Raw genomic sequence first — 22,762 nt, forward strand, 5'->3', positions numbered from 1 at the left:
CCTGAGCCCGTCCCGATTGCTTGTTCTAAGCCGGCTTGCAGCTTTATCGGGCGGACCTGAACGTTTCGTAAGGATAATGATCAGTAGAATCCCGGAGGAAGCTCTACATTTTGACGCGTTTCTTTACGCGAGCCGGTATCCACTTCGCTGGAAAACGCTCTATTCGCCGTTCCAGCCGCAGGCCTTGAGCCGCTCCTGCATATGCGCCGGCGCCGGCGCGACGACATGCACCGGCTCCTTGTTCCTGGAGATCGGGATGCCGATTTCGCGGGAATGCAGATGCAGGGTCGGCTCGCCGAAGCGCGGGCCATTCCCATAGATGTTGTCGCCGACGATCGGCCAGCCCATCGCCGCCGAATGCACCCGGAGCTGATGGGTGCGGCCGGTGACCGGCTCCATCGCGAGCCAGGCAAGGCCGTCGCCGCGTCCCAGCACCTTCCAGTTGGTGATGGCCTTCTGGCCATCCGGATCCGGCTTCTGCCACCAGCCGCGCTCGGCGTTGAGCCGGCCGAGCGGCATGTCGATGGTGCCTTCGTCCTCAGTGGGGCCGCCCTCGACCACGGTCCAATAGGTCTTTTGCGATCTTGCTGTGCTTGAACAACAGCCCGAGCGAGGCGGTCGCCTTGCGATGGCGTCCCAGGACGAGGCAGCCGGAGGTGTCCTTGTCCAGCCGATGCGCCAGCACCGGCGGCCGCGGCAGGCCGAACCGCAACGCGTCGAACGAGGCCTCCAGATTGGGGCCGCCCTTGGGGCCGCGATGCACCGGCAGGCCCGCCGGCTTGTCGATGACCAGCATCAGCCCGTCGCGGTGGAGCACCCGGCCTAAGATTTCTTCCGCGGTCAATTGGGGAACATCGATCAATTCGTCGAGACTTTCGTTTATGGGCCGAAACGGCTAACACGTCCGCGCCATGAACGATACCACTGCAGGAACTCCAAAACAGAGCTGGTGGCAGCGGCTGAAAGGCGGCCTCAAGCGCACCTCGGGCGCCCTCGGCACGGCCGTCGCCGATCTCGTCACCAAGCGCAAGCTCGACCGAGCCATGCTCGATGATATCGAGGACGTGCTGCTGCGCGCCGACCTCGGTACCGAGGTCTCGGTGCGGATCGCGGAGGCGGTCGGCAAGGGCCGCTACGACAAGGCGATCTCGGCCGACGAGGTCAAGGACGTGGTTGCGACCGAGGTCGAGAAGGTGCTGGCGCCGGTGGCAAAGCCACTGGAGATCGATGCGACGCTGAAGCCGTTCGTGATCCTCGTGGTCGGCGTCAACGGCTCCGGCAAGACCACGACGATCGGCAAGCTGGCTGCGAAATTCTCCGCCGAGGGCCGCAAGGTCATGCTGGCCGCAGGCGACACCTTCCGCGCCGCGGCGATCGAGCAGCTCAAGGTCTGGGGCGAGCGCACCAAGTCGCCGGTCATTGCCGGGGCCCAGGGCTCGGATTCGGCAAGCCTCGCCTTCAGCGCGCTGACCGCGGCAAGGGAGCAGGCGCGCGACGTGCTGCTGATCGACACCGCCGGCCGGCTGCAGAACAAGTCCGAGCTGATGAACGAGCTCGAAAAGGTCGTGCGCGTCATCAAGAAGGTCGATGCGTCGGCGCCGCATGCGGTGCTGCTCGTGCTCGACGCCACGGTGGGACAAAATGCGCTGTCGCAGGTCGAGGCGTTTCATCGTACGGCAGGTGTCACCGGCCTCGTGATGACCAAGCTTGACGGCACTGCACGCGGCGGCATCCTTGTCGCGCTGTCGGAGAAGCACAAGCTGCCGGTGCATTTCGTCGGCGTCGGCGAAGGCGTCGAGGACCTCGCGCCCTTCACGGCGAAGGATTTTGCCAAGGCGATTGCCGGGATCGAATAATTCATCCTTCGAGACGCGCGCTAGTGCGCGCATCCTCAGGATGGCGGTGGGATACGAAAGGTCGTCATCCTGAGGAGGCGCGGAGCGCCGTCTCGATGGATGGCCAAGACACGAATTCAATGGACTGAATTGATGGACAAGACCCAGCCACATCCGCTGTTCAAGCTTGCGACCGAGCTCGGGCCGCTGCTCGTGTTCTTCATCGCGAACGCCAAATACCATTTATTCTTCGCGACAGGCGCGTTCATGGTCGCGATCGTAGCTGCCATGATCGCATCCTATGTGGTGACCAGGCACGTGCCGATCATGGCGCTGGTGACCGGCGCGGTCGTGCTGGTGTTCGGCACCCTGACCTTGGTGCTGCACGACGAAACCTTCATCAAGGTCAAGCCGACCATCATCTACGGCCTGTTCGCGGCCGTGCTCGGCGGCGGACTGCTGTTCGGCCGCTCCTTCATCGCCGTCATGTTCGACCAGATGTTCAATCTGACGCCGCAGGGCTGGCGCATCCTCACCATGCGCTGGGCGCTGTTCTTCGCCGGCATGGCTATTCTCAACGAGATCGTCTGGCGGACGCAGACCACGGATTTCTGGGTGAACTTCAAGGTGTTCGGCGTGACGCCGCTGACCATGGTGTTTGCCATCGCCCAGATGCCGCTGACCAAGCGCTATCATCTGGAGCCGGTCTCGCTGGAAACCAGCGAGGCGGAAGCCGGCGATCTAAGAAAGTAATCCGGACGCAGCGCGGGCGATTGCGCCGCGCTGCGTCCGACGCTTCGGAGATCAACTCTTCAGAGCTCAGCTCTTCTGCTTGGCGACGATCTTGTCCTTGATCTTGTTGTAGGTCGCCTGCGGCAGGATGTTCTTCTGCACCAGTTCATCCTTGCCCTTGTACGGGCGGCCCTTGATGATCGCGGCCGAATAGGCCTTGCCGACACCAGGCAGCGCGTCGAGCTGGTCGGGGCTGGCGCTGTTGATGTCGAGCAGGTCGTCTTTCGCCATTCCCGTCGTCTTCAAGTCAGGGGTGGCGGCTTTCGGGGCAGGAGCCATCTTGCTCTCCGACTTCGCGGCGGGCGCAGCCGGCTGCGGAGTCTGGGCCATCGACGGCGATGCCGTGATCATGCCGAGTGTGAGCGCGGTGGCGAGAAGTGAAGCGAGCGTGGTCTTGCGCATATGTCCCCTCCTGAGGAACGTTGATGTCAACGCTGCTGAGTTGGGGGTTGCGTTCGTGGCGTTGCCGTGGCCGCGAAATGAACCGCAGATAAACGTGTCGAATTATTTTGTCGCAGGTTTGCGCGCGATCTGTTCGCGCTTCGCGTGTGGGTGACGCGATTACTTGTCCGCGCGCAGCGCCTTCTCGATCTCGGCCTTGAGCACGGTGTTGACATTGTCAGGCGTCACCGGGCCGACCAGCTTGTAGACGATCTTGCCCTCGCGCCCGACCAGGAAGGTCTCGGGCACGCCGTAGACGCCCCACTCGATCGAGGCGCGGCCGTTGCCGTCGACGCCGACGATGCCGAACGGATTGCCGTAGCGGCCGAGGAAGCGCCGCGCGTTCTCGGGCGAGTCCTTGTAGTTGATGCCGATGATCTGGAAGCGCTTGTCCTTGCCGAGCTCGGTCAGCAGCGGCGCTTCGTCATGGCAGGGCACGCACCAGGACGCCCAGACGTTGACGATTGAGACCTTGCCCTTGAAGGCCGCGGGATCGAGACCGGGGACAGGCGCGCCATCCTTCACGAGGCCGTCGAGCGCGGGCAGCGCGGTCTGCGGCGCCGGCCGGCCGATCAGTGCTGACGGAATTTTGGAGGGATCGCCGCCATAGAGCCGCAGCAGGAAAAGCCCGGCAAGACCGAGGAAAACCATCAGCGGCAGCACCACCAGCAGGCGGCGGGCTTGCGGCGGGCTGTTGGTCGTCTGATCGCTCATCTTATATCCGCCGCGCTGCGGCCGGAGCGGCGCGTGATGCCGCTGGCCTCGATCTCCTTGAGGTGCGCCTGCTGGCGGCGATAGTCGGCAATGATCCAGACGATCAAGAGCAGCACGACCGCCGCGACCAGCGCATAGGACGTCACGATGAAAGAGGCGTAGGGACCAAGCGACATCGTGTCACGCCGCTCCAATTTCTTGTGACGCGTTTCCGTCACGCGAACCGGTGCCCACTTCGCTCGTAAACGCGACGCGGTTCGCTTGCATCATCTGCAAGCTGCGCACGCGCCGGCGCAGGATCTCGTTGCGCATTGCCGCCAGGTGCAAGGTGATGAAGAGCAGCGAAAACGCGATCGCCATCACCAGCAGCGGCCACAGGAACGCCTTGTCGAGTGTCGATCCGCCCATCCGGAGCACCGAGGCCGGCTGATGCAACGTATTCCACCAGTCGACCGAGAACTTGATGATCGGGATGTTGATGGCGCCGACCAGGGTCAGGACCGCTGCCGCCCGCGCCGCGCGCGAAGGGTCTTCCACCGCGCGCCACAGCGCCATCAGGCCGAGATACATCAGGAACAGGATCAGCACCGAGGTCAGGCGCGCGTCCCACTCCCAATAGGTGCCCCACATCGGCCGTCCCCACAGCGAGCCGGTGACCAGCGCGAGAAACGTGAAGGCGGCGCCGATCGGAGCTGCGGCTTTCGCGGCGACGTCGGCGAGCGGATGCCGCCACACCAGGGTGCCGAGCGCGGCCACGCTCATGACGCCCCAGACGAACATCGACAGCCACGCATTCGGCACGTGGATGAACATGATCTTGACCGTGGCGCCCTGCTGGTAATCGTCGGGCGCCATTGCCGACTGGTAGAGCCCGATCGCGAGCAGGATCGCGGTCACGCCCGCCAGCCACGGCAGGATCCGCGCGGTCAGCGCCAGGAACTTGGTCGGGTTGGCGAGGTCGGTCAGCGTCATGGCACCGTGATAGTCGTCCGATGTGTCGCAGGCAATTGGCCGAATTTCTCTCGGCGAGATTTGATCGGGCTCATATTGCCGGCCAATTTCAGTCCAGCCCGTGCCGCAGGCTCGCGGCGGCGGCAAACGGGCCGATCACGAGGCTGGCAAGTGACAGCGCGCAGAGGATCGAGAACGGTGTTCCAAAGGGCAGGGACCCCGATATCGCCGCCTGCGAGGCCGCGACGCCGAAGATCAGCACCGGGATCGACAGCGGCAGCACCAGCACCGCGAGCAGCAGCCCGCCGCGATGCAGCGTCACCGCCAGGGCCGCGCCGATCATGCCGGTGAAGGTCAGCGCCGGAGTTCCCGCCAGCAAGGTCGCCGCAACCGCAAGCGTCGCCGTGCCGTCGAGATTGAGCAGCAGGCCGAGCACCGGCGTCGCGATGATCAGCGGCAGCCCCGCGGCGATCCAATGCGCCAGCGCCTTGGCCGCGCAGGCGAGTTCCAGCGGCGTCCGGCTCATCACGATCAGGTCGAGCGAGCCGTCCTCGTGATCGGCCGTGAACAGCCGGTCGAGGGTGAGCAGGCTCGCCAGCAGCGCGCCGAGCCAGAGGATGGCGGGGCCAAGTCGCGACAGCAGCGCCAGATCGGGCCCGACCGCGAACGGCATCAGCACCGTGACGGTGAGGAAGAACAGCACGCCGATCAACGCCCCGCCGCCGACGCGCAGCGCGATCTTGATGTCGCGGCGGATCAATGCGGCCAGCGCGCTCATGCTGTGCCTCCCATCCGCAAATCGCGCGCATCGATGCCGAGCGGCAGATGGGTCGCGGCGACGATCAGGCCGCCGCTCGCGAGATGGTCGCGCATCAGGCCGACGAAGAGCGCCTGTCCGGCCGCATCGAGCGCCGATGTCGGCTCGTCCAGCAGCCACACCGGCCGCCGCACCGAGAGCAGGCGCGCGATCGACAGGCGGCGGCGCTGGCCGGCGGAGAGGTAGGCCGCCGGCAGATGCGCGGCATGGTCGAGCGCCACGGCGGCTAGGCAGCGGCCGGCATCCTCCGTCTCGCCGCCGAGGAATTCCCGCCAGAAGGAAAGATTTTCCGTGACGCTCAGCGCCGGCTTCAGCGCGTCGCGGTGGCCGAGATAGTGGGCCTGTTCGGGCAGGCTGAGCTCGGCGTCGCCGCCTTCGAGCACCATCGACCCCTCGGCGGGAACCAAGAGCCCGGCGAGGACGCGCAGCAACGAGGTCTTGCCCGCGCCGTTGGGCCCGGTGACGGCAAGCGCCTCACCGGCCGTCGCCGACAGATCGAGGCTGGAGAACACCTCGCGTCCGCCGCGCACGCATTTCAGATTTCGTCCCGAGAGCCGCATGGTTCGTCTTGTCACAGCCCTCTGAAATCTTTCGCTACCGCGTGAGAATTTTTGGGTCGCGCAACGCTGTCGCACGCTTGTCGGTGTGGCGGTGCTTCTAGAAAGGTTCTATAAGCCCGGAACTTGATGCAGCACACACAATCGGCGGCCGCAAGCCATCCAGGCCATCCCCTTGGCCCGTGTCGATCGCCGGTGTTTAGTTACCCTTGCTGGGTATAACTGAAAATTGGGATTCCTCGCATGACCTCGCTCGACAGCTTCAAATGCCGCAAGACCATGAAGGTCGGCGGCAAGTCCTACGTCTATTACAGCCTGCCCCAGGCAGAGAAGAACGGACTGAAGGGTATTTCGAAGCTGCCGTATTCGATGAAGGTTCTGCTCGAGAACCTGCTGCGCAACGAGGACGGCCGCACGGTCAAGAAGGAAGACATCGTTGCGGTGTCGAAGTGGCTGAAGAAGCGCCAGCTCGAGCACGAAATCGCGTTCCGCCCGGCGCGCGTCCTGATGCAGGATTTCACCGGCGTTCCGGCCGTGGTCGATCTTGCGGCGATGCGCAACGCGATGCAGAACCTCGGCGGCGACGCCGAGAAGATCAACCCGCTGGTGCCGGTCGATCTCGTCATCGACCACTCGGTGATCGTCAACTTCTTCGGTGACAACAAGGCGTTCGCGAAGAACGTCACCGAGGAATACAAGCAGAACCAGGAGCGCTACGAGTTCCTGAAGTGGGGCCAGAAGGCGTTCTCGAACTTCTCAGTGGTGCCGCCCGGCACCGGCATCTGCCACCAGGTCAATCTCGAATACCTCGCGCAGACGGTGTGGACCAAGAAGGAGAAGATGACGGTCGGCAAGAAGACCGGCACCTTCGAGGTCGCCTATCCGGACTCGCTCGTCGGCACCGACTCGCACACCACGATGGTCAACGGCCTCGCCGTGCTTGGCTGGGGCGTCGGCGGCATCGAGGCGGAAGCCTGCATGCTCGGCCAGCCGCTGTCGATGCTGCTGCCGGAAGTGGTCGGCTTCAAGCTCAAGGGCCAGCTCAAGGAAGGCGTCACCGCGACCGACCTGGTGCTGACCGTCACCCAGATGCTGCGCAAGCTCGGCGTGGTCGGCAAGTTCGTCGAGTTCTTCGGCCCGGGTCTCGATTTCCTGTCGGTCGCGGACAAGGCGACCATCGGCAACATGGCGCCCGAATACGGCGCGACCTGCGGGTTCTTCCCGGTCGACGCCGCGACCATCGATTACCTGAAGACCTCGGGCCGCAAGGCCGATCGCGTCAAGCTGGTGCAGGCCTATGCCAAGGCGCAGGGCCTGTTCCGCACCGCCAAGTCGGCCGATCCGGTGTTCACCACCACGCTGACGCTCGACCTCGCCGACGTGGTGCCGTCGATGGCCGGACCGAAGCGCCCCGAAGGCCGCATCGCGCTGCCGGCGGTCTCGACCGGTTTCGCGACCGCGCTGGTCAACGAGTACAAGAAGCCCGATGGTGAGCAGAAGCGCTTCGCGGTCGAGGGCCGTAATTTCGACCTCGGCCATGGCGACGTCGTGATTGCCGCGATCACCTCCTGCACCAACACCTCGAACCCGAGCGTGCTGATCGGCGCCGGCCTCCTGGCGCGCAAGGCGGCCGCCAAGGGCCTGAAGGCCAAGCCGTGGGTGAAGACCTCACTCGCGCCGGGCAGCCAGGTGGTGGCGGAATATCTCGCCAATTCCGGCCTGCAGGCCGATCTCGACAAGGTTGGCTTCAACCTGGTCGGCTTCGGCTGCACGACCTGCATCGGCAATTCCGGTCCGCTGCCGGAAGACATCTCGAAGTCGATCAACGACAACGGCATCGTTGCTGCCGCCGTGCTCTCGGGCAACCGCAACTTCGAAGGCCGCGTCTCGCCGGACGTGCAGGCGAACTACCTCGCCTCGCCGCCGCTGGTGGTCGCGCATGCGCTCGCCGGCACCGTGACCAAGGATCTCGCGGTCGAGCCGATCGGCATCGGCAAGGACGGCAAGCCGGTGTTCCTCAAGGACATCTGGCCGACCACCAAGGAGATCAACGCCTTCATGAAGAAGTACGTCACCGCGACGATCTTCAAGAAGAAGTACGCCGACGTATTCAAGGGCGACACCAACTGGCGCAAGATCAAGACCACGGAAAGCGAGACCTATCGCTGGAACATGAGCTCGACCTATGTGCAGAACCCGCCCTATTTCGAAGGCATGAAGAAGCAGCCGGAGCCGATCGTCGACGTGGTCGACGCGCGGATCCTCGCGATGTTCGGCGACAAGATCACCACCGACCACATCTCGCCAGCCGGTTCGATCAAGCTGACTTCGCCCGCCGGCAAGTTCCTCAGCGAGCACCAGGTGCGCCCCGCCGACTTCAACCAGTACGGCACGCGGCGCGGCAACCATGAAGTGATGATGCGCGGCACCTTTGCCAACATCCGCATCAAGAACTTCATGCTGAAGGGCGCCGACGGCAATATCCCGGAAGGCGGTCTGACCAAGCACTGGCCCGACGGCGCGCAGATGTCGATCTACGACGCGGCGATGAAGTACCAGCAGGAGAACGTGCCGCTGGTGGTGTTCGCCGGCGCCGAATACGGCAACGGCTCGTCGCGCGACTGGGCCGCGAAGGGCACCCGCCTGCTCGGCGTGCGTGCGGTGATCTGCCAGAGCTTCGAGCGCATCCATCGCTCCAACCTGGTCGGCATGGGTGTGCTTCCGCTCACCTTCCAGGACGGCACGTCGTGGTCCTCGCTCGGCCTCAAGGGCGACGAGAAGGTCACGATCCGCGGGTTGCAGGGCGATTTGAAGCCGCGCCAGACGCTGACGGCCGAGATCGTCTCCGCTGACGGCGGCAAGCGGGACGTCCCGCTGCTCTGCCGCATCGATACGCTGGACGAGCTCGACTACTATCGCAACGGCGGCATCCTGCATTACGTGCTGCGCAAGCTCGCGGCCTAGCGCGCGGATTTGTGATCAGTGCCTCACTGCTTAGTGAGTAGCGGCTAAAAAGAAGGCGGCCTATGACAAGGCCGCCTTCCGGCGTTCTGGGGCACGCAAGTTCAAGGGACAACTTCATGCTCCGTAAAATTACGGATAGAAATCATCACGACTGGTTCGCAGTATGACAGCGATGATGGCCTATAATTCTATCTCGCGATGGTCCAGCGCCCTTGGTTTCTGCGCGATCGTTGCGATCATCCGCCCCGCTCACGCCGATCCGCGTGCTGTCGTCGAACTCTTCACCTCGCAGGGATGCTCGTCCTGTCCGCCCGCGGACAAGATCATCGGAGACCTCGCGAAGGACCCCAACGTCATCGCGCTGAGCATGCCGATCGACTATTGGGACTATCTCGGCTGGAAGGACACGCTGGCCGATTCCCGTTTCAGCGCGCGCCAGAAAGCCTATTCGCATATGCGCGGCGACCGCGACGTCTACACGCCGCAGGCCGTGATCAACGGCTCCGCCCATGTGATCGGCAGCGACCGCGCCAGCATCGAGGACGCTATTAAGGACACCGAGAAGAGCGGCAGCGTGATGTCGGTGCCGGTGATGATGACGCTGACCGGCAAGCAGATCAACGTTTCAGTGGCCGCATCGAAATCGCCCGCGGTGTCGCGCGGCGAAGTCTGGATCTGCTCGATCTCGAAGTCGGTACCGATCTCGATCGCGCGCGGCGAGAACCGCGGCCGCGAGATCACCTACCACAACGTGGTGCGCAATCTCCTGAAGGTCGGTGACTGGAACGGCTCGTCCGGGAGCTGGACCGTGCCGCTCGAGAACATCACGCGCGATGGCGTCGATGCTGCGGCCGTCTACGTCCAGGACGGCAATCGCGACAAGCCGGGCCCGATGCTGGGCGCCGCATTCACCTCGCTTCACTAGAGCCTTTCGGTTCGGATTGATCAGAACCGAAGCTCTGGATTCTTGTTTGACGCGTTTTCTTCGCGCGAACCGGTGTCCACTTCGCTCGAAAACGCTCTAACGCTGCGCGGCTAGCTCCTGCCAATCGCGTCGTTGGGCCGCACGCATGTAGTCGTGCGACTCCGTGCGGCGGCAAGCGTGCATCCAGTGATCTGCTGAGAGGGAAGCGCCGAGGCTTTGCGGGTCTTGATCGCGCGTAATCGAGCAGGGCCCCAAAAACAAAAAGGACCAACTTTCGTTGGCCCAGTGTGTTGGGATTTGACTCCCCTGCGAACAGGCCCGATCCCGACGGCCCCGGGGGGCTGGGGGCTGAGGAATCCGGAACCGAAAGGACCGGGCCAACGCAGGATTTTCTTTTCGCAGGGCAGCGGGGCGGGCGATGGGCGGAAGTGGGGCAGCAATATGATTCCTCTAACGTTCCCGTGACTCTTCGGTTTTCCGGACAATCCGTCGCGCCTGACCGTGGTTAAGGGCTGGTTGCACTGTGAATGGCCCCTTGCAGGCTCCGTCGCTTAGCGCAATCATGTCACTCTCGTGACGATCCCGAAGTGGGGGCACCGGCCTTCGGATCCCGATCGTCACCGGGATGACAGGAGGCGCTCGATGAGTTTGATCTCGGAGGATAGTGATCCGAGTGGGAATCGTGCCGCGGCGCGTCCCGCCGCCGCGACCCTTCAGCCCAACCGCGTGACATTCAATCGACTTGAGCTCAACCGCATTCTCAATCTCTACGGCCGCATGGTCGCCGATGGCGAGTGGCGCGATTATGCGATCGACTTCCTGAAGGACCGTGCCGTGTTCTCGGTGTTCCGGCGCGCATCCGAAATGCCGATTTACCGGATCGAGAAGGATCCCCGGCTGGCGCGCAAGCAGGGCATGTACAGCGTGATTTCGGCGACCGGCCTGATCCTGCGCCGCGGCCACGAACTCGAACGGGTGCTGTTCGTGATCGATCGCAAGCTGTCGCTGGTATAGGCGCGGCAAATTCAGCAGACCGTAGCCCGGATGAAGCGAAGCGCAATCCGGCACAAGTTCATCTGCGGTTTCGGCGGCCCCGGATTGCGCTGCGCTGCATCCGGGCTACGGACTGTAGCTCAGTCCGCTGGCGCCCTCGCCGAGCGCGCGCTGCATCATCACGGTGTCGAGCCAGCGGCCGAACTTCAGGCCGACCTTCGGGTGCGTCCCGATCATCTGAAATCCGCAGCGGCGGTGCAGCCCGATCGAGCCGGCATTGGCCGAGTCCCCGATCACCGCGATCATCTGCCGGAAGCCACGTCCGTCGCATTCGGCGATCAGGCGCTCCATCAGCCGGACGCCGATGCCGCGGCGATGGACCGCAGGGTCCAGATAGACCGAGTTCTCGACCGTGAAGCGATAGGCCGGCCGCGGCCGGTAGGGACCGGCATAGGCATAGCCGGCGACGTGGCCGTCGAGCACGGCGACGAAATAAGGGAAGCCGCCATCGATCAGCGCGCTGTACCGGCGGGTCATCTCGGCAAGGTCGGGCGGGATCAGCTCGAAGGTTGCGGTGCCGAAGCGCACCGCGTGCTCGTAGATCGCCGTGATCGAGGGCAGGTCCGCCTCGACGGTTAGCCTGATTTCCGGATTGGACCCCGCAGGATTGGACATGGGTGCGACAGTATTTTTGCCCTGCGCAAAAGAAAAGCCCCGGCCGCAAGGCCGGGGCTTGGATTGGATCGATCGTCTCGCTCGAGGCGCTTAGTCGCGCTGGCCGAGCAGCTGCAGCAGCAGCGTGAACAGGTTGATGAAGTTCAGGTAGAGCGACAGCGCACCAGTGATTGCCGCACGCTCTGCCATCACGCCACCCTGCGAGGCGTAGCCGTAGATGTAGTCGTTCTTCAGCCGCTGGGTATCCCAGGCGGTGAGGCCCGCGAACACCAGCACGCCGACCACCGACACGATGAACTGCAGCGCCGAGCTCGCCAAGAACAGGTTGACCAGGCTCGCGATGATGATGCCGATCAGGCCCATGAACAGGAACGAGCCCATGCCGCTCATGTCACGCTTGGTGGTGTAGCCGTAGAGGCTCAGCGCACCGAACGTCGCCGCGGTGATGAAGAACACGCGCACGATCGAGGTGTGCGTGTACACCAGGAAGATCGACGACAGCGACAGGCCCATCAGTGCCGAGAACACCCAGAACAGCAGCTGGGCGGTCGCGGGCTGCAGGCGGTTGATGCCGGCAGAAATGACGAACACCATCGCCAGAGGGGCGAGGATGAACAGCCACTTCAGCGGGCTCACGAACATCGCGTAGCCGAACTGCGTCAGATAGGCGTTGCCAAACTTGGCGACGGCGGCGGACTGGTCGCTGGTCACCGCACCCATGTAGACACCGAGCGCGGCCAAGCCTGTGATGGCGAGGCCGATGCTCATGTAGTTGTAGATGCGCAGCATGTAGGCGCGCAGACCGGCGTCGACGGCCGCAGCGTCAATGCGCCCGGCGGCCCGGCCGAAAGGAGAAGCGTAGTTGCGGTCTAGGTCCGACATGGTCGAATTCCCGTGGTTGGTCCCGGTGGAGCGCAAGGGATTTGCGGCGCCGGTTCTAAATCTATCTCAGATGGCTCGGTTTGCGGAACATTAATTGCGTGTCATTCAAACCGACTATCCGACCCGAGTGGTATGTGGGAAATTAACACATCCGACGCAAGCTTCCACGCGCGGCCGAATGTCGCTCTAGCCTAGCATTTATAGGCAAAACGGCGCTGCCGCCGCTACAAATTGTCACAAATTCCGCAACACCGAGGCCGGCTTCTGGTTCAGCGCGAGCAGCGTTCCGGCCAGCCCCAATCCGACCGTGACGACCAGCGCGGCGACCACGACCAGCGCGGCGCTGCCGGCCTGCCAGATGAAACTCAGCGTCATCAGCCGCGTCACGATCAGCCAGGCCGCGACCGAACCGGCGATCACCCCGAATATTGCGGTTGCAAAGCCGATCATCAGATACTCCAGCGCGTAGGCGCCGAGCAATCGCACCCGCGTGGCGCCGAGCGTCTTGAGGATCACGGCGTCATAGACGCGGTGGCGGTGCCCGGCGGCGAGCGCGCCGCCCAGCACCAGGATCGCCGAGATCAGCGTCACGGCGCTGGCGCCGCGGATCGCCAGCACCAGGTTGCTGACGACGGTGCCGACCGTCTCCAGCGCCTCGCGGACGCGGACGCTGGTCACCATCGGGAACGCGTCGGCGACCTGCTTGATAATGCGCGCATCATCGGTGGTGTCGGCATGGGGTTCCGTCAGGGTCGCGACGTGGCTATGCGGGGCGCCCTTGAAGGCATTCGGCGAGAACACCAACACGAAGTTGATGCCGAGGCCCTGCCAGTCGATGTTGCGCAGATTGGCGATCTTGGCCGGCACGTCGCGGCCGAGCACGTTGACCACGATCTCGTCGCCGATCTTCAAGGACAGGCCGTCGGCGATCTTCTTCTCCATCGAGACCAGCGGAGGTCCGCTGTAGTCCGGTCCCCACCATTCGCCCTCGACGATCTTTGAGCCCTTGGGAACTTCGCCGGTGTAGGTCAGGCCGCGGTCGCTTTGCAGTACCCATTCCGAATCGACTGACGGCTTGAGCTGGTCGGCCTTGACGCCGCGGGCGGCGACGATGCGCCCGCGCAGCATCGGCACGTCCTCGACGGTCGAGCCGGCAGCGATCTGCGCCAGGAAGGCGGCAAAGCGGTCGGCTTCGGTGGAGGGGATGTCGATGAAAAAGAACGACGGCGCCCGCTCCGGCAATGCGGCCAGGAATTGCCGGCGCAGATTGCCGTCGATCTGGGTGATGGTGACGAGCACCGCGAGGCCAAGGCCCAGCGACAGCACGACCGATGGCGTCAGCGCGCCCGGCCGGTGGATGTTGGCGATTGCCAGCCGCAGCATGGTCATGCGGCTGCGCGGCAGCCGCCGCGCCACCGCCATCAGGATCTCGGCGATCCCGCGCAGCAGCAGGAACACCGCGATCGACGAGGCGACGAACACCGCGGCGACCCGCTTGTCATAGGCAAGCCCGATCGCAACCCCGATCAGGAGCGCGACCACCACCGCCATCAGCGCGAGATAGCTCCAGCGCGGGCGGTGCCATTCGCTGGCGACGGTCTCGCGGAACAACGCGGCGACCGGCACGTCGTGGACCCGGCCGAGCGGCCACAGTCCGAACGCCAGCGCGGTAAGCTGGCCGTAGAGGAAGGAGAGCGCGAGCTCGTCGGGATGCAGGGCCGGCACCACCGGCAGCGGCAGCAGCTTGCCGAACAGGCCGACGATGACGAAGGGCAGCGCGGCACCGAGCACCAGCCCGATCACCGAACCGATCCCGGCCAGCACCACCACCTGCGTGCAGTAGATCGTGAAGACGTCGCGGCCGGTGGCGCCGAGCGCCTTGAACGAGGCGATGACGTCGCGGCGCCGGTCGATATGGCTCTTCACCGCATTGGCGACGCCGACGCCGCCGACCAGCAGCGCGGCGAGGCCGACGAGGGTCAGGAACTGGGTGAAGCGGTTGATGGTGCGTTCGAGCTGCGGCGAGGCGTTGTTGCGGCTGCGGACTTCCCAGCCGGCCTCCGGCGCGGCAGCCCGTGCGCCGTCGATCAACGCAGTGGTGGCGCGATCGTCGTTGGCGCCGTCGGGCAGCTTCACCCGGTAGATCCAGCGCACCAGGCTGCCCGGCTGCAACAGGTCGGTGGCGCGCAGGCTGGCTTCGCTGATCAGGAAGCGCGGGCCGAGGCCGACGCCGCCGGCAAGCTTGTCGGGCTCGGCCGCCACCACGCTGCGGATCTGGTAGGTCGCGCTGCCGATGCTGACGCGGTCGCCGAGCTTCAGGTCGAGCCGCGCCAACAGCGTTGAATCGGCGGCCGCGCCATAGGCGCCGTCGCGTTCGGCGAGCAGATCGGCGACCGGCATGTTCGGCTCGAGCGTCAGCTCGCCGAGCATCGGATATTTGTCGTCGACCGCCTTGAGCTCGACCAGCGCCAGCTTGCCGTCGCCGCTGCGGGCCATCGCGCGCAGCGTGGCTGCCACCGAAACCTCACCGCGGGTGCGCAGATACGCGACCTCGTCGGGCTTGGCCTCGCGCGAGATCAGCGAGAATGCGACGTCGCCGCCGAGCAGCGTGCGGCCCTCGCGCGACAGGCCGTCGCCGAGGCTCGCGGCGACCGAGCCGACGCCGGCAATCGCCATCACGCCGAGCGCGATGCAGGCGATGAACACGTAGAAGCCGCGCAGGCCGCCGCGCAATTCGCGCAGTGCGTAACGGAAGGCAAGCGACGACGCGCGGCCCTGCACCGCGACTTCGGACGCAATGCTCATGTGGTGGATTGTCCGTCGATGCGGCCGGAGCGCAGCCGCACCACACGATCGCAGCGCTGTGCGAGCGAAAGGTCGTGCGTCACCAGCACCAGCGTCATGCCGCGCTCGGTGTGCTTGGTGAAGAGCAGGTCGATGATCTGCTTTCCCGTCGTCTCGTCGAGATTTCCGGTCGGCTCGTCGGCGACCAGGATCGCAGGATCGGGCGCGAGCGCACGCGCTATCGCGACGCGCTGCTGCTCGCCGCCGGACAGCTGCGTCGGATAGTGGTGCAGCCGTTCGCCGAGTCCGACCGATTGCAGCTCCTGCGCGGCGCGCGCGGCGGCATCGGGATTACCGGCGAGCTCGAGCGGCACGGCGACGTTCTCCAGCGCCGTCATGGTCGGGATCAGATGGAACGACTGGAAGACGATGCCGACCTGGCGGCCGCGGAAGCGCGCCAGCGCATCTTCATCGAGGGCATTGAACGACGTGCCGTCGACGACCACTTCTCCGCTGTCAGGACGTTCAAGCCCCGCCATCACCATCAGCAAGGTCGACTTGCCCGAACCCGACGGGCCGATCAGGCCGATGGCCTCACCCGCTGCCACACGAAGGCTGATATCCTTGAGGATATGGACCCGTGCCGCGCCGGTGCCGAGCGAGAGATTGACGTTCCTGACGGCAATGGTGTCCGGCTCGACGTCGGTCAGTGAAGAGGATTCGATGAGACTGTCCATGGTTCGGTCATATGGCACTTCCGCTGCTGCGGTCGAGGGCCGGTTGAGAATCTTCGTGCACATACTCGTGTTGCTTATGGGCTTGATGACGGCGGCAAGCGCGCAGACGCCAGGACCGGAGAATGGCCCGGCGAAACCGATCAAGATGGTGGTTCTGGGCGATTCCCTGAGCGCCGGTTACGGCCTTCCGGCCGCGGCGGCATTCCCGGTCCGGCTGCAAAAAGCCTTGGAAACCAAGGGGGTAAAGGTCAATATGACCAATGCCGGGGTGTCCGGCGACACCGCCTCAGGGGGGCGCGAGCGGCTCGACTGGTCGGTGGCTGACGGAACTGACGCCGTGATCGTCGAACTCGGCGCCAACGATGCGCTGCGCGGCATCGATCCCGCGGTCACGCGTGCCGCGCTGTCCGACATCATCACAAAGTTGCAGTCGCGCAAGATCGCCGTGCTCTTGTGCGGCATGCTCGCGCCACCGAACTATGGCAGTGAGTATGCAGCGAAGTTCAACGCGATCTATCCGGATCTCTCGAAGTCGCTGGGCGTGCCGCTCTATCCGTTCTTCCTTGACGGCGTTGCTGCCGATGCCAAGCTCAATCAGGCTGACGGCATGCATCCGACGGCGGAAGGTGTGGACATCGTCGTGAAGAACATGCTGCCCACGGTGGAGGCATTTCTCGGCGCATTATCAGGGCAACGCAGTTGAAATGCAGGCAGCGCGCCGAGTTGTGCCCGTAGGTTTACGAGCTGTTAACGGGTCATGCTTCGCAGAGTCACATATCTCGGGTACAAATAGGCATCGGTGATTCGTCGCCGGGCTTGTTACAGGGGCGGGCTCCCAAAACCCGCGCCAAGCATCGAGGATTATTGCGATGCCGCGTCTGTTCACTGGTCTGGAAATTCCGGCCGATATCGGCCAAACCCTCTCCAGCTTGCGTGGCGGCCTTCCCGGCGCACGCTGGATCGATCCCGAAAATTATCACGTCACTCTGCGCTTCATCGGCGACATCGATGGCCTCTGGGCCAACGAGATCGCGACGATGCTGTTTCGGGTAAATCGAAAACCGTTCGAGGTCAAGCTGCAGGGCCTGTCGAGCTTCGGTGGACGCAAGCCGCGCGCGGTGGTTGCCGCCGTCGAGCCCAGTCGGCCGCTGATCGAACTGCAGGCCGAGCTCGAGCGGATGATGCAGCGGATGGGGTTCGATCCCGAGGGCAGGAAATTCACGCCCCATGTCACGCTCGCGCGCCTGCATGACGCATCGAGCCAGGACGTCGCGGATTATCTGTCGGTGCGCGGCTACTTCCCGAGCCGCAGCTTCATGGCGGACCGCTTCGTGCTGTTCTCGTCGCGCGCGTCGACAGGCGGCGGCCCCTACGTGGTCGAGGATTCCTACGCGCTCTGCGCGTGAGGTTTTCTTAGGATCGCGGCTTGAGGTGTCAGGCAGCGGTCGGTGCGGTCGGCCGTGGTATGCAAGGGCTTGCGCTTGCATACCCCATTGGCGCAATTCACCGGCTTGCAATTTTCCGCGCACTAGGGCCGTAAGGTGGGCTCATGCTGTCCACCTCGCCCAGTTCCTTTCTCGAGCACTACAAGTCCCTGGTCGCCTCCGGCGCGATCGAGGCCGATCCGGCGCAGGCGCAAGCCGCCGAGGCGTTCGGCGCGCTGGAGGAGCGGCTCGCGAGCTACAAGCCGCAGCGCAAGCAGAGCCTGCTCGGACGGCTGTTCGGCGGCGACAAGGACGACACGCCGCCGCGCGGCCTCTATGTCCATGGCGAGGTCGGCCGCGGCAAGACCATGCTGATGGACCTGTTCTTCCAGCAGAGCCCGGTCGAGCACAAGCGCCGCGCCCATTTCCACGAATTCATGGCCGAGGCGCATGAGCGCATCTATGGCTACCGCCAGCAGATCGCGCGCGGCGAGATCGCGGACGGCGACGTGATCGCGCTCACCGCGCAGGCGATCTTCGACGAGGCCTGGCTGCTCTGCTTCGACGAATTCCACGTCACCGACATCGCGGATGCGATGATCCTCGGGCGGCTGTTCGCAAAGCTGTTCGATCTCGGCACCGTCGTGGTCGCGACCTCGAACGTCGCGCCTGACGATCTCTACAAGGGCGGTCTCAATCGCGCGCTGTTCCTGCCGTTCATCGCGCAGATTTCCGACCACATGGATGTGCTGCGGCTCGATGCACGCACCGACTTCCGGCTCGAGAAGCTCGTCGGCGTGAAGATGTGGCTCGTGCCCGCGGATGACGCGGCTCGCGATGTGCTCAATGCGGCGTGGCGCAAGATGACCGGCAACGCGCCGTGCAAGGCGCGCCTTATCGAGATCAAAAAGCGTTTGCTGACTGTGCCGTGCTCGTCGCATGGCGTCGCGCGCTTCAGCTTCGCCGATCTCTGCGAGAAGCCGCTTGCCGCGTCCGATTACCTCAGGCTCGCGCACGACTACCACACGATCCTGATCGACCATATTCCGGTGATGGATTACGCCGAGCGCAACGCCGCCAAGCGCTTCATCTCGCTGATCGACACGCTCTATGACAATGCCGTGAAGCTGATGGCCTCGGCCGATGCCGATCCGGTGTCGCTGTACCTTGCGACCGACGGCATCGAGGCGATGGAGTTCAAGCGCACGTCCTCGCGCCTGATCGAGATGAGCTCGGAATCCTATCTGGCGCTCCCGCACGGCCGCAAGGACTCCGCGGCCAGCGGCTCGTCGACCGGCCTGGTCGAGACCTGAAACTCAGTCTTGAAATTCAGCCTCGAAATTCGGTCTTGCGCGCGGTCCGGTTCGGAGCAACTTTTCGTGTCTCCCGGCGGATGTTGCTGGCATGCCTGATCGAATTCCAGGCAAGGCCTCCAATCGGGCAGGCCGCGACTTGAATGGATCATTCGAAAGGGATAACCACCCTTGCAACCGACTTCCCTCCCTCCTGCACCAGTTCAAAGGACTGATTTCCCATGGCACGCGACAAGATTGCACTGATTGGCTCCGGACAGATCGGCGGAACGCTGGCGCACCTCGTTGGCCTCAAGGAACTCGGAGACGTCGTGCTGTTCGATATCGCCGAGGGTGTGCCGCAGGGCAAAGCGCTCGACATCGCGCAGTCGTCGCCGGTTGACGGCTTCGACTCCAACCTGGTCGGCGCCAACTCCTATGAAGCGCTCGACGGCGCCAAGGTCTGCATCGTCACCGCGGGCGTGCCGCGCAAGCCCGGCATGAGCCGCGACGATCTGCTGTCGATCAACCTCAAGGTCATGGAGCAGGTCGGCGCCGGCATCAAGAAGTACGCGCCCGACGCCTTCGTCATCTGCATCACCAACCCGCTGGATGCGATGGTCTGGGCGCTGCAGAAGGCCTCGGGCCTGCCGCACAAGAAGGTGGTCGGCATGGCCGGCGTGCTCGACTCCGCGCGCTTCCGCTATTTCCTGGCCGACGAGTTCAACGTCTCGGTCGAAGACGTCACTGCCTTCGTGCTCGGTGGCCACGGCGACACCATGGTGCCGCTGACCCGCTACTCGACCGTTGCCGGCATTCCGCTGCCCGACCTGGTCAAGATGGGCTGGACCTCGCAGGCCCGTATCGACGAGATCGTCGACCGCACCCGCAATGGCGGCGCCGAGATCGTCAACCTGCTCAAGACCGGCTCGGCCTTCTACGCGCCGGCGGCGTCCGCGATCCAGATGGCCGAGAGCTATCTGAGGGACAAGAAGCGCGTGCTGCCTTGCGCCGCCTATCTCAACGGCGAGTACGGCGTGAAGGACATGTATGTCGGCGTGCCGACCGTGATCGGCTCCAAGGGCGTCGAGCGCATCGTCGAGATCGAACTCGCCGGCAAGGACCGTGAGGCCTTCGACAAGTCGGTCGGCGCGGTGCAGGGCCTGGTCGACGCCTGCAAGAAGATCGCGCCTGATCTGCTCGGCAAGTAATCTCGATCGGCAATGGCCCGATAGGCGATTTCAATCGCCTGTCGGGTACAAGGTGATGAAATTCCGGCGGATTTTGTAGTTGCGCGAGCTTTGGTATATGGTATGCCAGCGTCAAGGCTGACTTGAAGTTCGCCGCACGAGGGTTTGGAGCGTCTTTCCATGAATATCCACGAATACCAGGCCAAGGCTCTACTGCATGAATTCGGCGTGCCGATCTCGCGCGGCGTGCCGGTGCTGAAGCCGGAAGATGCCGATGCGGCGGCCAAGCAGCTTCCCGGCCCGATCTGGGTGGTGAAGAGCCAGATCCATGCCGGCGGCCGCGGCAAGGGCAAGTTCAAGGAGGCATCCGCCGGCGCCAAGGGCGGTGTCCGCATCGCCAAGTCGGTTGCCGAGGTCGACGAATTCGCCAAGCAGATGCTCGGTGCGACGCTGGTCACGGTGCAGACCGGCCCGCACGGCAAGCAGGTCAACCGCCTCTACATCGAGGAAGGCTCCGACATCGACAAGGAGTTCTATCTCTCGATCCTGGTCAATCGCGAGACCTCCGAGATTTCTTTCGTGGTGTCGACCGAGGGCGGCGTCAACATCGAGGACGTCGCGCATTCGACGCCGGAAAAGATCGTCTCGTTCTCGGTCGATCCCGCCACCGGCATCATGCCTCACCACGGCCGCACGGTTGCCGAGGCGCTGAAGCTGAAGGGCGATCTCGCCAAGCAGGCCGAGAAGCTGACCGGTCAGCTCTATGCAGCGTTCGCCGCCAAGGACATGGCGATGCTCGAGATCAATCCGCTCGTCGTCACCAAGCAGGGCCAGCTTCGCGTGCTCGACGCCAAGGTATCGTTCGACAGCAACGCGCTCTACCGTCACCCCGACGTGGTCGCGCTGCGCGACGAGTCCGAGGAGGACGCCAAGGAGATCGAGGCGTCGAAATATGACCTCAACTATGTCGCGCTCGACGGCACGATCGGGTGCATGGTCAACGGCGCCGGCCTCGCCATGGCGACGATGGACATCATCAAGCTCTACGGCATGGAGCCGGCGAACTTCCTCGACGTCGGCGGCGGCGCCAGCGCGGAGAAGGTTGCGGCTGCCTTCAAGATCATCACCGCCGATCCGAACGTGAGGGGCATCCTGGTCAACATCTTCGGCGGCATCATGAAGTGCGACGTGATTGCCGAGGGCGTGGTCGCCGCGGTGAAGCAGGTCGGCCTCAAGGTGCCGCTCGTGGTGCGCCTCGAAGGCACCAATGTCGAGCAGGGCAAGAAGATCATCCGCGACAGTGGCCTCAACGTGGTGCCCGCCGACAATCTCGATGACGCCGCACAGAAGATCGTGAAAGCCGTCAAGGGAGGCTAACGATGGCCGATCATCTCGACGCTCCGACCCCGCTGGACGAACACCGCAAGCTCGCGGTTTTCGCGGGCGAGTGGAGCGGCGACGAGATGGTCTATCCGTCGCGCTGGACCGCAGGCGGTCGGGCCACCTCGCACGTCGTTGCGCGCATCGCGCTCAACGGGTTCTACCTGATCCAGGACTGCGTGCAGACCCGTGACGGCAAGGAGAGCTTCGCCACCCACGGCGTCTTCACCTACGACCGCGAGGATCGGGCCTACCGATTGTTCTGGCACGATTCACTCGGCTACTACCCGCCGTCGCCGGCGTCCGGCGGCTGGGCGGGCAAGTCGCTGATCCTGGTGCGCGGCTCGCTGCGCGGCAATGCCCGTCACGTCTACGAGGTCGTCGACGACAACACCTACAACATGAAGATCCAATTCTCGCCTGACGCGGAAGGGTGGGCCGACGTGCTCACCGGCGTGTACCGGCGTATCCACTAAACCCTTCACCGACCGTCTCGCGAAAGCATCTCGAACCATGTCCATTCTGATCGACAAGAACACCAAGGTCATCTGCCAGGGCTTCACCGGCAAGAACGGCACGTTCCATTCGGAAGCGGCGATCGCTTACGGCACCAAGATGGTCGGCGGCGTGGCGCCGGGCAAAGGCGGCTCGACCCATCTCAACCTGCCGGTGTTCGACACCGTTGCGGACGCGCGCGCCAAGACCGGCGCCGACGCCAGCGTGGTCTATGTCCCGCCGCCGGGTGCGGCGGACGCGATCTGCGAGGCGATCGATGCGGAGATCCCGCTGATCGTCTGCATCACCGAGGGCATTCCGGTGCTCGACATGGTGCGCGTCAAGCGCTCGCTGTCGGGTTCGAAGTCGCGGCTGATCGGGCCGAACTGCCCCGGCGTGATGACCGCCGGCGAATGCAAGATCGGCATCATGCCGGCCAACATCTTCAAGCCCGGCTCGGTCGGCATCGTCTCCCGCTCCGGCACCCTGACTTATGAAGCGGTGTTCCAGACCACCCAGGAGGGCCTCGGCCAGACCACCGCGGTCGGCATCGGCGGCGATCCGGTCAAGGGCACCGAGTTCATCGACGTGCTGGAGATGTTCCTGGCCGACGAGAAGACCAAGTCGATCGTCATGATCGGCGAAATCGGCGGCTCCGCCGAGGAAGACGCCGCGCAGTTCCTCAAGGACGAGGCCAAGCGCGGCCGCAAGAAGCCGATGGTCGGCTTCATCGCCGGTGTCACCGCACCTCCCGGCCGCCGCATGGGTCATGCCGGCGCGATCATCTCCGGCGGCAAGGGCGATGCCGGTTCCAAGACCGCTGCGATGGAAGCCGCCGGCATCAAGGTGTCGCCGTCCCCGGCGCGGCTCGGGCACACGCTCGCGGAGATGCTCAAGTAACCTCCGTCAGGCCA

Annotated in this window: 22 protein-coding genes and 1 pseudogene; 12 read left to right on the plus strand and 11 right to left on the minus strand. The window is 64.5% G+C overall.

Features of this window, described 5'->3' with window-relative positions; genetic code table 11:
* Positions 1 to 159: 159 nt before the first annotated feature.
* A pseudogene (locus ACVWW1_RS31585) lies at positions 160 to 862 on the minus strand (RluA family pseudouridine synthase).
* Positions 863 to 911: 49 nt separating this feature from the next.
* On the opposite strand from ACVWW1_RS31585, the gene ftsY reads away from it, so the two are divergent.
* Both ftsY and ACVWW1_RS31595 read left to right on the plus strand, forming a co-directional pair.
* A complete protein-coding gene (gene ftsY, locus ACVWW1_RS31590; RefSeq protein ID WP_456658570.1) occupies positions 912 to 1,856 on the plus strand; it encodes a signal recognition particle-docking protein FtsY in 945 nt (314 codons plus the stop codon).
* A 132-nt stretch (positions 1,857 to 1,988) separates the two neighbouring features.
* Positions 1,989 to 2,588, plus strand: a complete 600-nt coding sequence (locus tag ACVWW1_RS31595) for a septation protein A (protein WP_176534367.1) — start codon at positions 1,989 to 1,991, stop codon at positions 2,586 to 2,588.
* A 66-nt stretch (positions 2,589 to 2,654) separates the two neighbouring features.
* On the opposite strand, the gene ACVWW1_RS31600 is transcribed toward ACVWW1_RS31595, so the two are convergent.
* From ACVWW1_RS31600 to ccmA, 6 genes are all read right to left on the minus strand, one after another.
* Entirely contained in the window at positions 2,655 to 3,029 is a 375-nt protein-coding gene (locus ACVWW1_RS31600) for a ComEA family DNA-binding protein (protein WP_456658571.1), read from the minus strand.
* A 159-nt stretch (positions 3,030 to 3,188) separates the two neighbouring features.
* Positions 3,189 to 3,782, minus strand: coding sequence for a DsbE family thiol:disulfide interchange protein (locus ACVWW1_RS31605; RefSeq protein WP_456658572.1), 594 nt, complete (start codon positions 3,780 to 3,782; stop codon positions 3,189 to 3,191).
* On the minus strand, positions 3,779 to 3,958 hold the full coding sequence (ccmD, locus tag ACVWW1_RS31610) for a heme exporter protein CcmD (protein WP_173639646.1): 180 nt from the start codon (positions 3,956 to 3,958) through the stop codon (positions 3,779 to 3,781). The genes ACVWW1_RS31605 and ccmD overlap by 4 nt, the downstream gene beginning before the upstream one ends.
* Before the next feature lie 4 nt (positions 3,959 to 3,962).
* Positions 3,963 to 4,754: a heme ABC transporter permease gene (locus ACVWW1_RS31615; RefSeq protein ID WP_173639645.1), complete on the minus strand. Its 792-nt coding sequence runs from the start codon at positions 4,752 to 4,754 to the stop codon at positions 3,963 to 3,965.
* 88 nt (positions 4,755 to 4,842) lie between these two features.
* Entirely contained in the window at positions 4,843 to 5,511 is a 669-nt protein-coding gene (gene ccmB, locus ACVWW1_RS31620; RefSeq protein ID WP_173639644.1) for a heme exporter protein CcmB, read from the minus strand.
* Complete coding sequence (gene ccmA, locus ACVWW1_RS31625; RefSeq protein WP_456658573.1) at positions 5,508 to 6,110, minus strand: heme ABC exporter ATP-binding protein CcmA; 603 nt, start codon at positions 6,108 to 6,110, stop codon at positions 5,508 to 5,510. The genes ccmB and ccmA overlap by 4 nt, the downstream gene beginning before the upstream one ends.
* A 240-nt stretch (positions 6,111 to 6,350) precedes the next feature.
* Here ccmA and acnA point away from each other — a divergent pair, with 240 nt between their 5' ends.
* From acnA to ACVWW1_RS31640, 3 genes are all read left to right on the plus strand, one after another.
* Positions 6,351 to 9,071: an aconitate hydratase AcnA gene (gene acnA, locus ACVWW1_RS31630; RefSeq protein WP_207833993.1), complete on the plus strand. Its 2,721-nt coding sequence runs from the start codon at positions 6,351 to 6,353 to the stop codon at positions 9,069 to 9,071.
* Positions 9,072 to 9,234: 163 nt separating this feature from the next.
* Positions 9,235 to 9,996 (plus strand): DUF1223 domain-containing protein, encoded by a 762-nt coding sequence (locus ACVWW1_RS31635; RefSeq protein ID WP_456658574.1) that lies wholly within the window; start codon positions 9,235 to 9,237, stop codon positions 9,994 to 9,996.
* A gap of 642 nt (positions 9,997 to 10,638) precedes the next feature.
* Positions 10,639 to 11,010 (plus strand): DUF2794 domain-containing protein, encoded by a 372-nt coding sequence (locus ACVWW1_RS31640; RefSeq protein ID WP_176534359.1) that lies wholly within the window; start codon positions 10,639 to 10,641, stop codon positions 11,008 to 11,010.
* A gap of 105 nt (positions 11,011 to 11,115) precedes the next feature.
* Here ACVWW1_RS31640 and ACVWW1_RS31645 read toward each other — a convergent pair whose 3' ends face one another.
* From ACVWW1_RS31645 to ACVWW1_RS31660, 4 genes are all read right to left on the minus strand, one after another.
* On the minus strand, positions 11,116 to 11,664 hold the full coding sequence (locus ACVWW1_RS31645; protein ID WP_456658575.1) for an N-acetyltransferase family protein: 549 nt from the start codon (positions 11,662 to 11,664) through the stop codon (positions 11,116 to 11,118).
* A 90-nt stretch (positions 11,665 to 11,754) separates the two neighbouring features.
* Positions 11,755 to 12,546 (minus strand): Bax inhibitor-1/YccA family protein, encoded by a 792-nt coding sequence (locus ACVWW1_RS31650; RefSeq protein ID WP_029081319.1) that lies wholly within the window; start codon positions 12,544 to 12,546, stop codon positions 11,755 to 11,757.
* 234 nt (positions 12,547 to 12,780) lie between these two features.
* Positions 12,781 to 15,351, minus strand: coding sequence for an ABC transporter permease (locus tag ACVWW1_RS31655; protein WP_456658576.1), 2,571 nt, complete (start codon positions 15,349 to 15,351; stop codon positions 12,781 to 12,783).
* A complete protein-coding gene (locus tag ACVWW1_RS31660; RefSeq protein WP_176534356.1) occupies positions 15,348 to 16,067 on the minus strand; it encodes an ABC transporter ATP-binding protein in 720 nt (239 codons plus the stop codon). The genes ACVWW1_RS31655 and ACVWW1_RS31660 overlap by 4 nt, the downstream gene beginning before the upstream one ends.
* Before the next feature lie 55 nt (positions 16,068 to 16,122).
* Between ACVWW1_RS31660 and ACVWW1_RS31665 the strand changes: the two genes are divergently transcribed.
* The 7 genes from ACVWW1_RS31665 (at position 16,123) to sucD (ending at position 22,748) form a co-directional block, all read left to right on the plus strand.
* Positions 16,123 to 16,770, plus strand: coding sequence for an arylesterase (locus ACVWW1_RS31665; RefSeq protein WP_456660720.1), 648 nt, complete (start codon positions 16,123 to 16,125; stop codon positions 16,768 to 16,770).
* A 166-nt stretch (positions 16,771 to 16,936) separates the two neighbouring features.
* On the plus strand, positions 16,937 to 17,473 hold the full coding sequence (thpR, locus tag ACVWW1_RS31670; protein WP_207833988.1) for an RNA 2',3'-cyclic phosphodiesterase: 537 nt from the start codon (positions 16,937 to 16,939) through the stop codon (positions 17,471 to 17,473).
* Between the two features lie 143 nt (positions 17,474 to 17,616).
* Positions 17,617 to 18,804 (plus strand): cell division protein ZapE, encoded by a 1,188-nt coding sequence (gene zapE / locus ACVWW1_RS31675; protein WP_456658577.1) that lies wholly within the window; start codon positions 17,617 to 17,619, stop codon positions 18,802 to 18,804.
* 221 nt (positions 18,805 to 19,025) lie between these two features.
* Complete coding sequence (gene mdh, locus ACVWW1_RS31680) at positions 19,026 to 19,994, plus strand: malate dehydrogenase (RefSeq protein WP_092121604.1); 969 nt, start codon at positions 19,026 to 19,028, stop codon at positions 19,992 to 19,994.
* Positions 19,995 to 20,153: 159 nt separating this feature from the next.
* Positions 20,154 to 21,350: an ADP-forming succinate--CoA ligase subunit beta gene (gene sucC / locus ACVWW1_RS31685; protein WP_456658578.1), complete on the plus strand. Its 1,197-nt coding sequence runs from the start codon at positions 20,154 to 20,156 to the stop codon at positions 21,348 to 21,350.
* Between the two features lie 2 nt (positions 21,351 to 21,352).
* Complete coding sequence (locus ACVWW1_RS31690; RefSeq protein ID WP_456658579.1) at positions 21,353 to 21,829, plus strand: DUF1579 family protein; 477 nt, start codon at positions 21,353 to 21,355, stop codon at positions 21,827 to 21,829.
* 37 nt (positions 21,830 to 21,866) lie between these two features.
* Positions 21,867 to 22,748: a succinate--CoA ligase subunit alpha gene (gene sucD / locus ACVWW1_RS31695; RefSeq protein WP_092121610.1), complete on the plus strand. Its 882-nt coding sequence runs from the start codon at positions 21,867 to 21,869 to the stop codon at positions 22,746 to 22,748.
* Positions 22,749 to 22,762: the final 14 nt, after the last annotated feature.

The organism is Bradyrhizobium sp. JR3.5, from assembly GCF_054057015.1.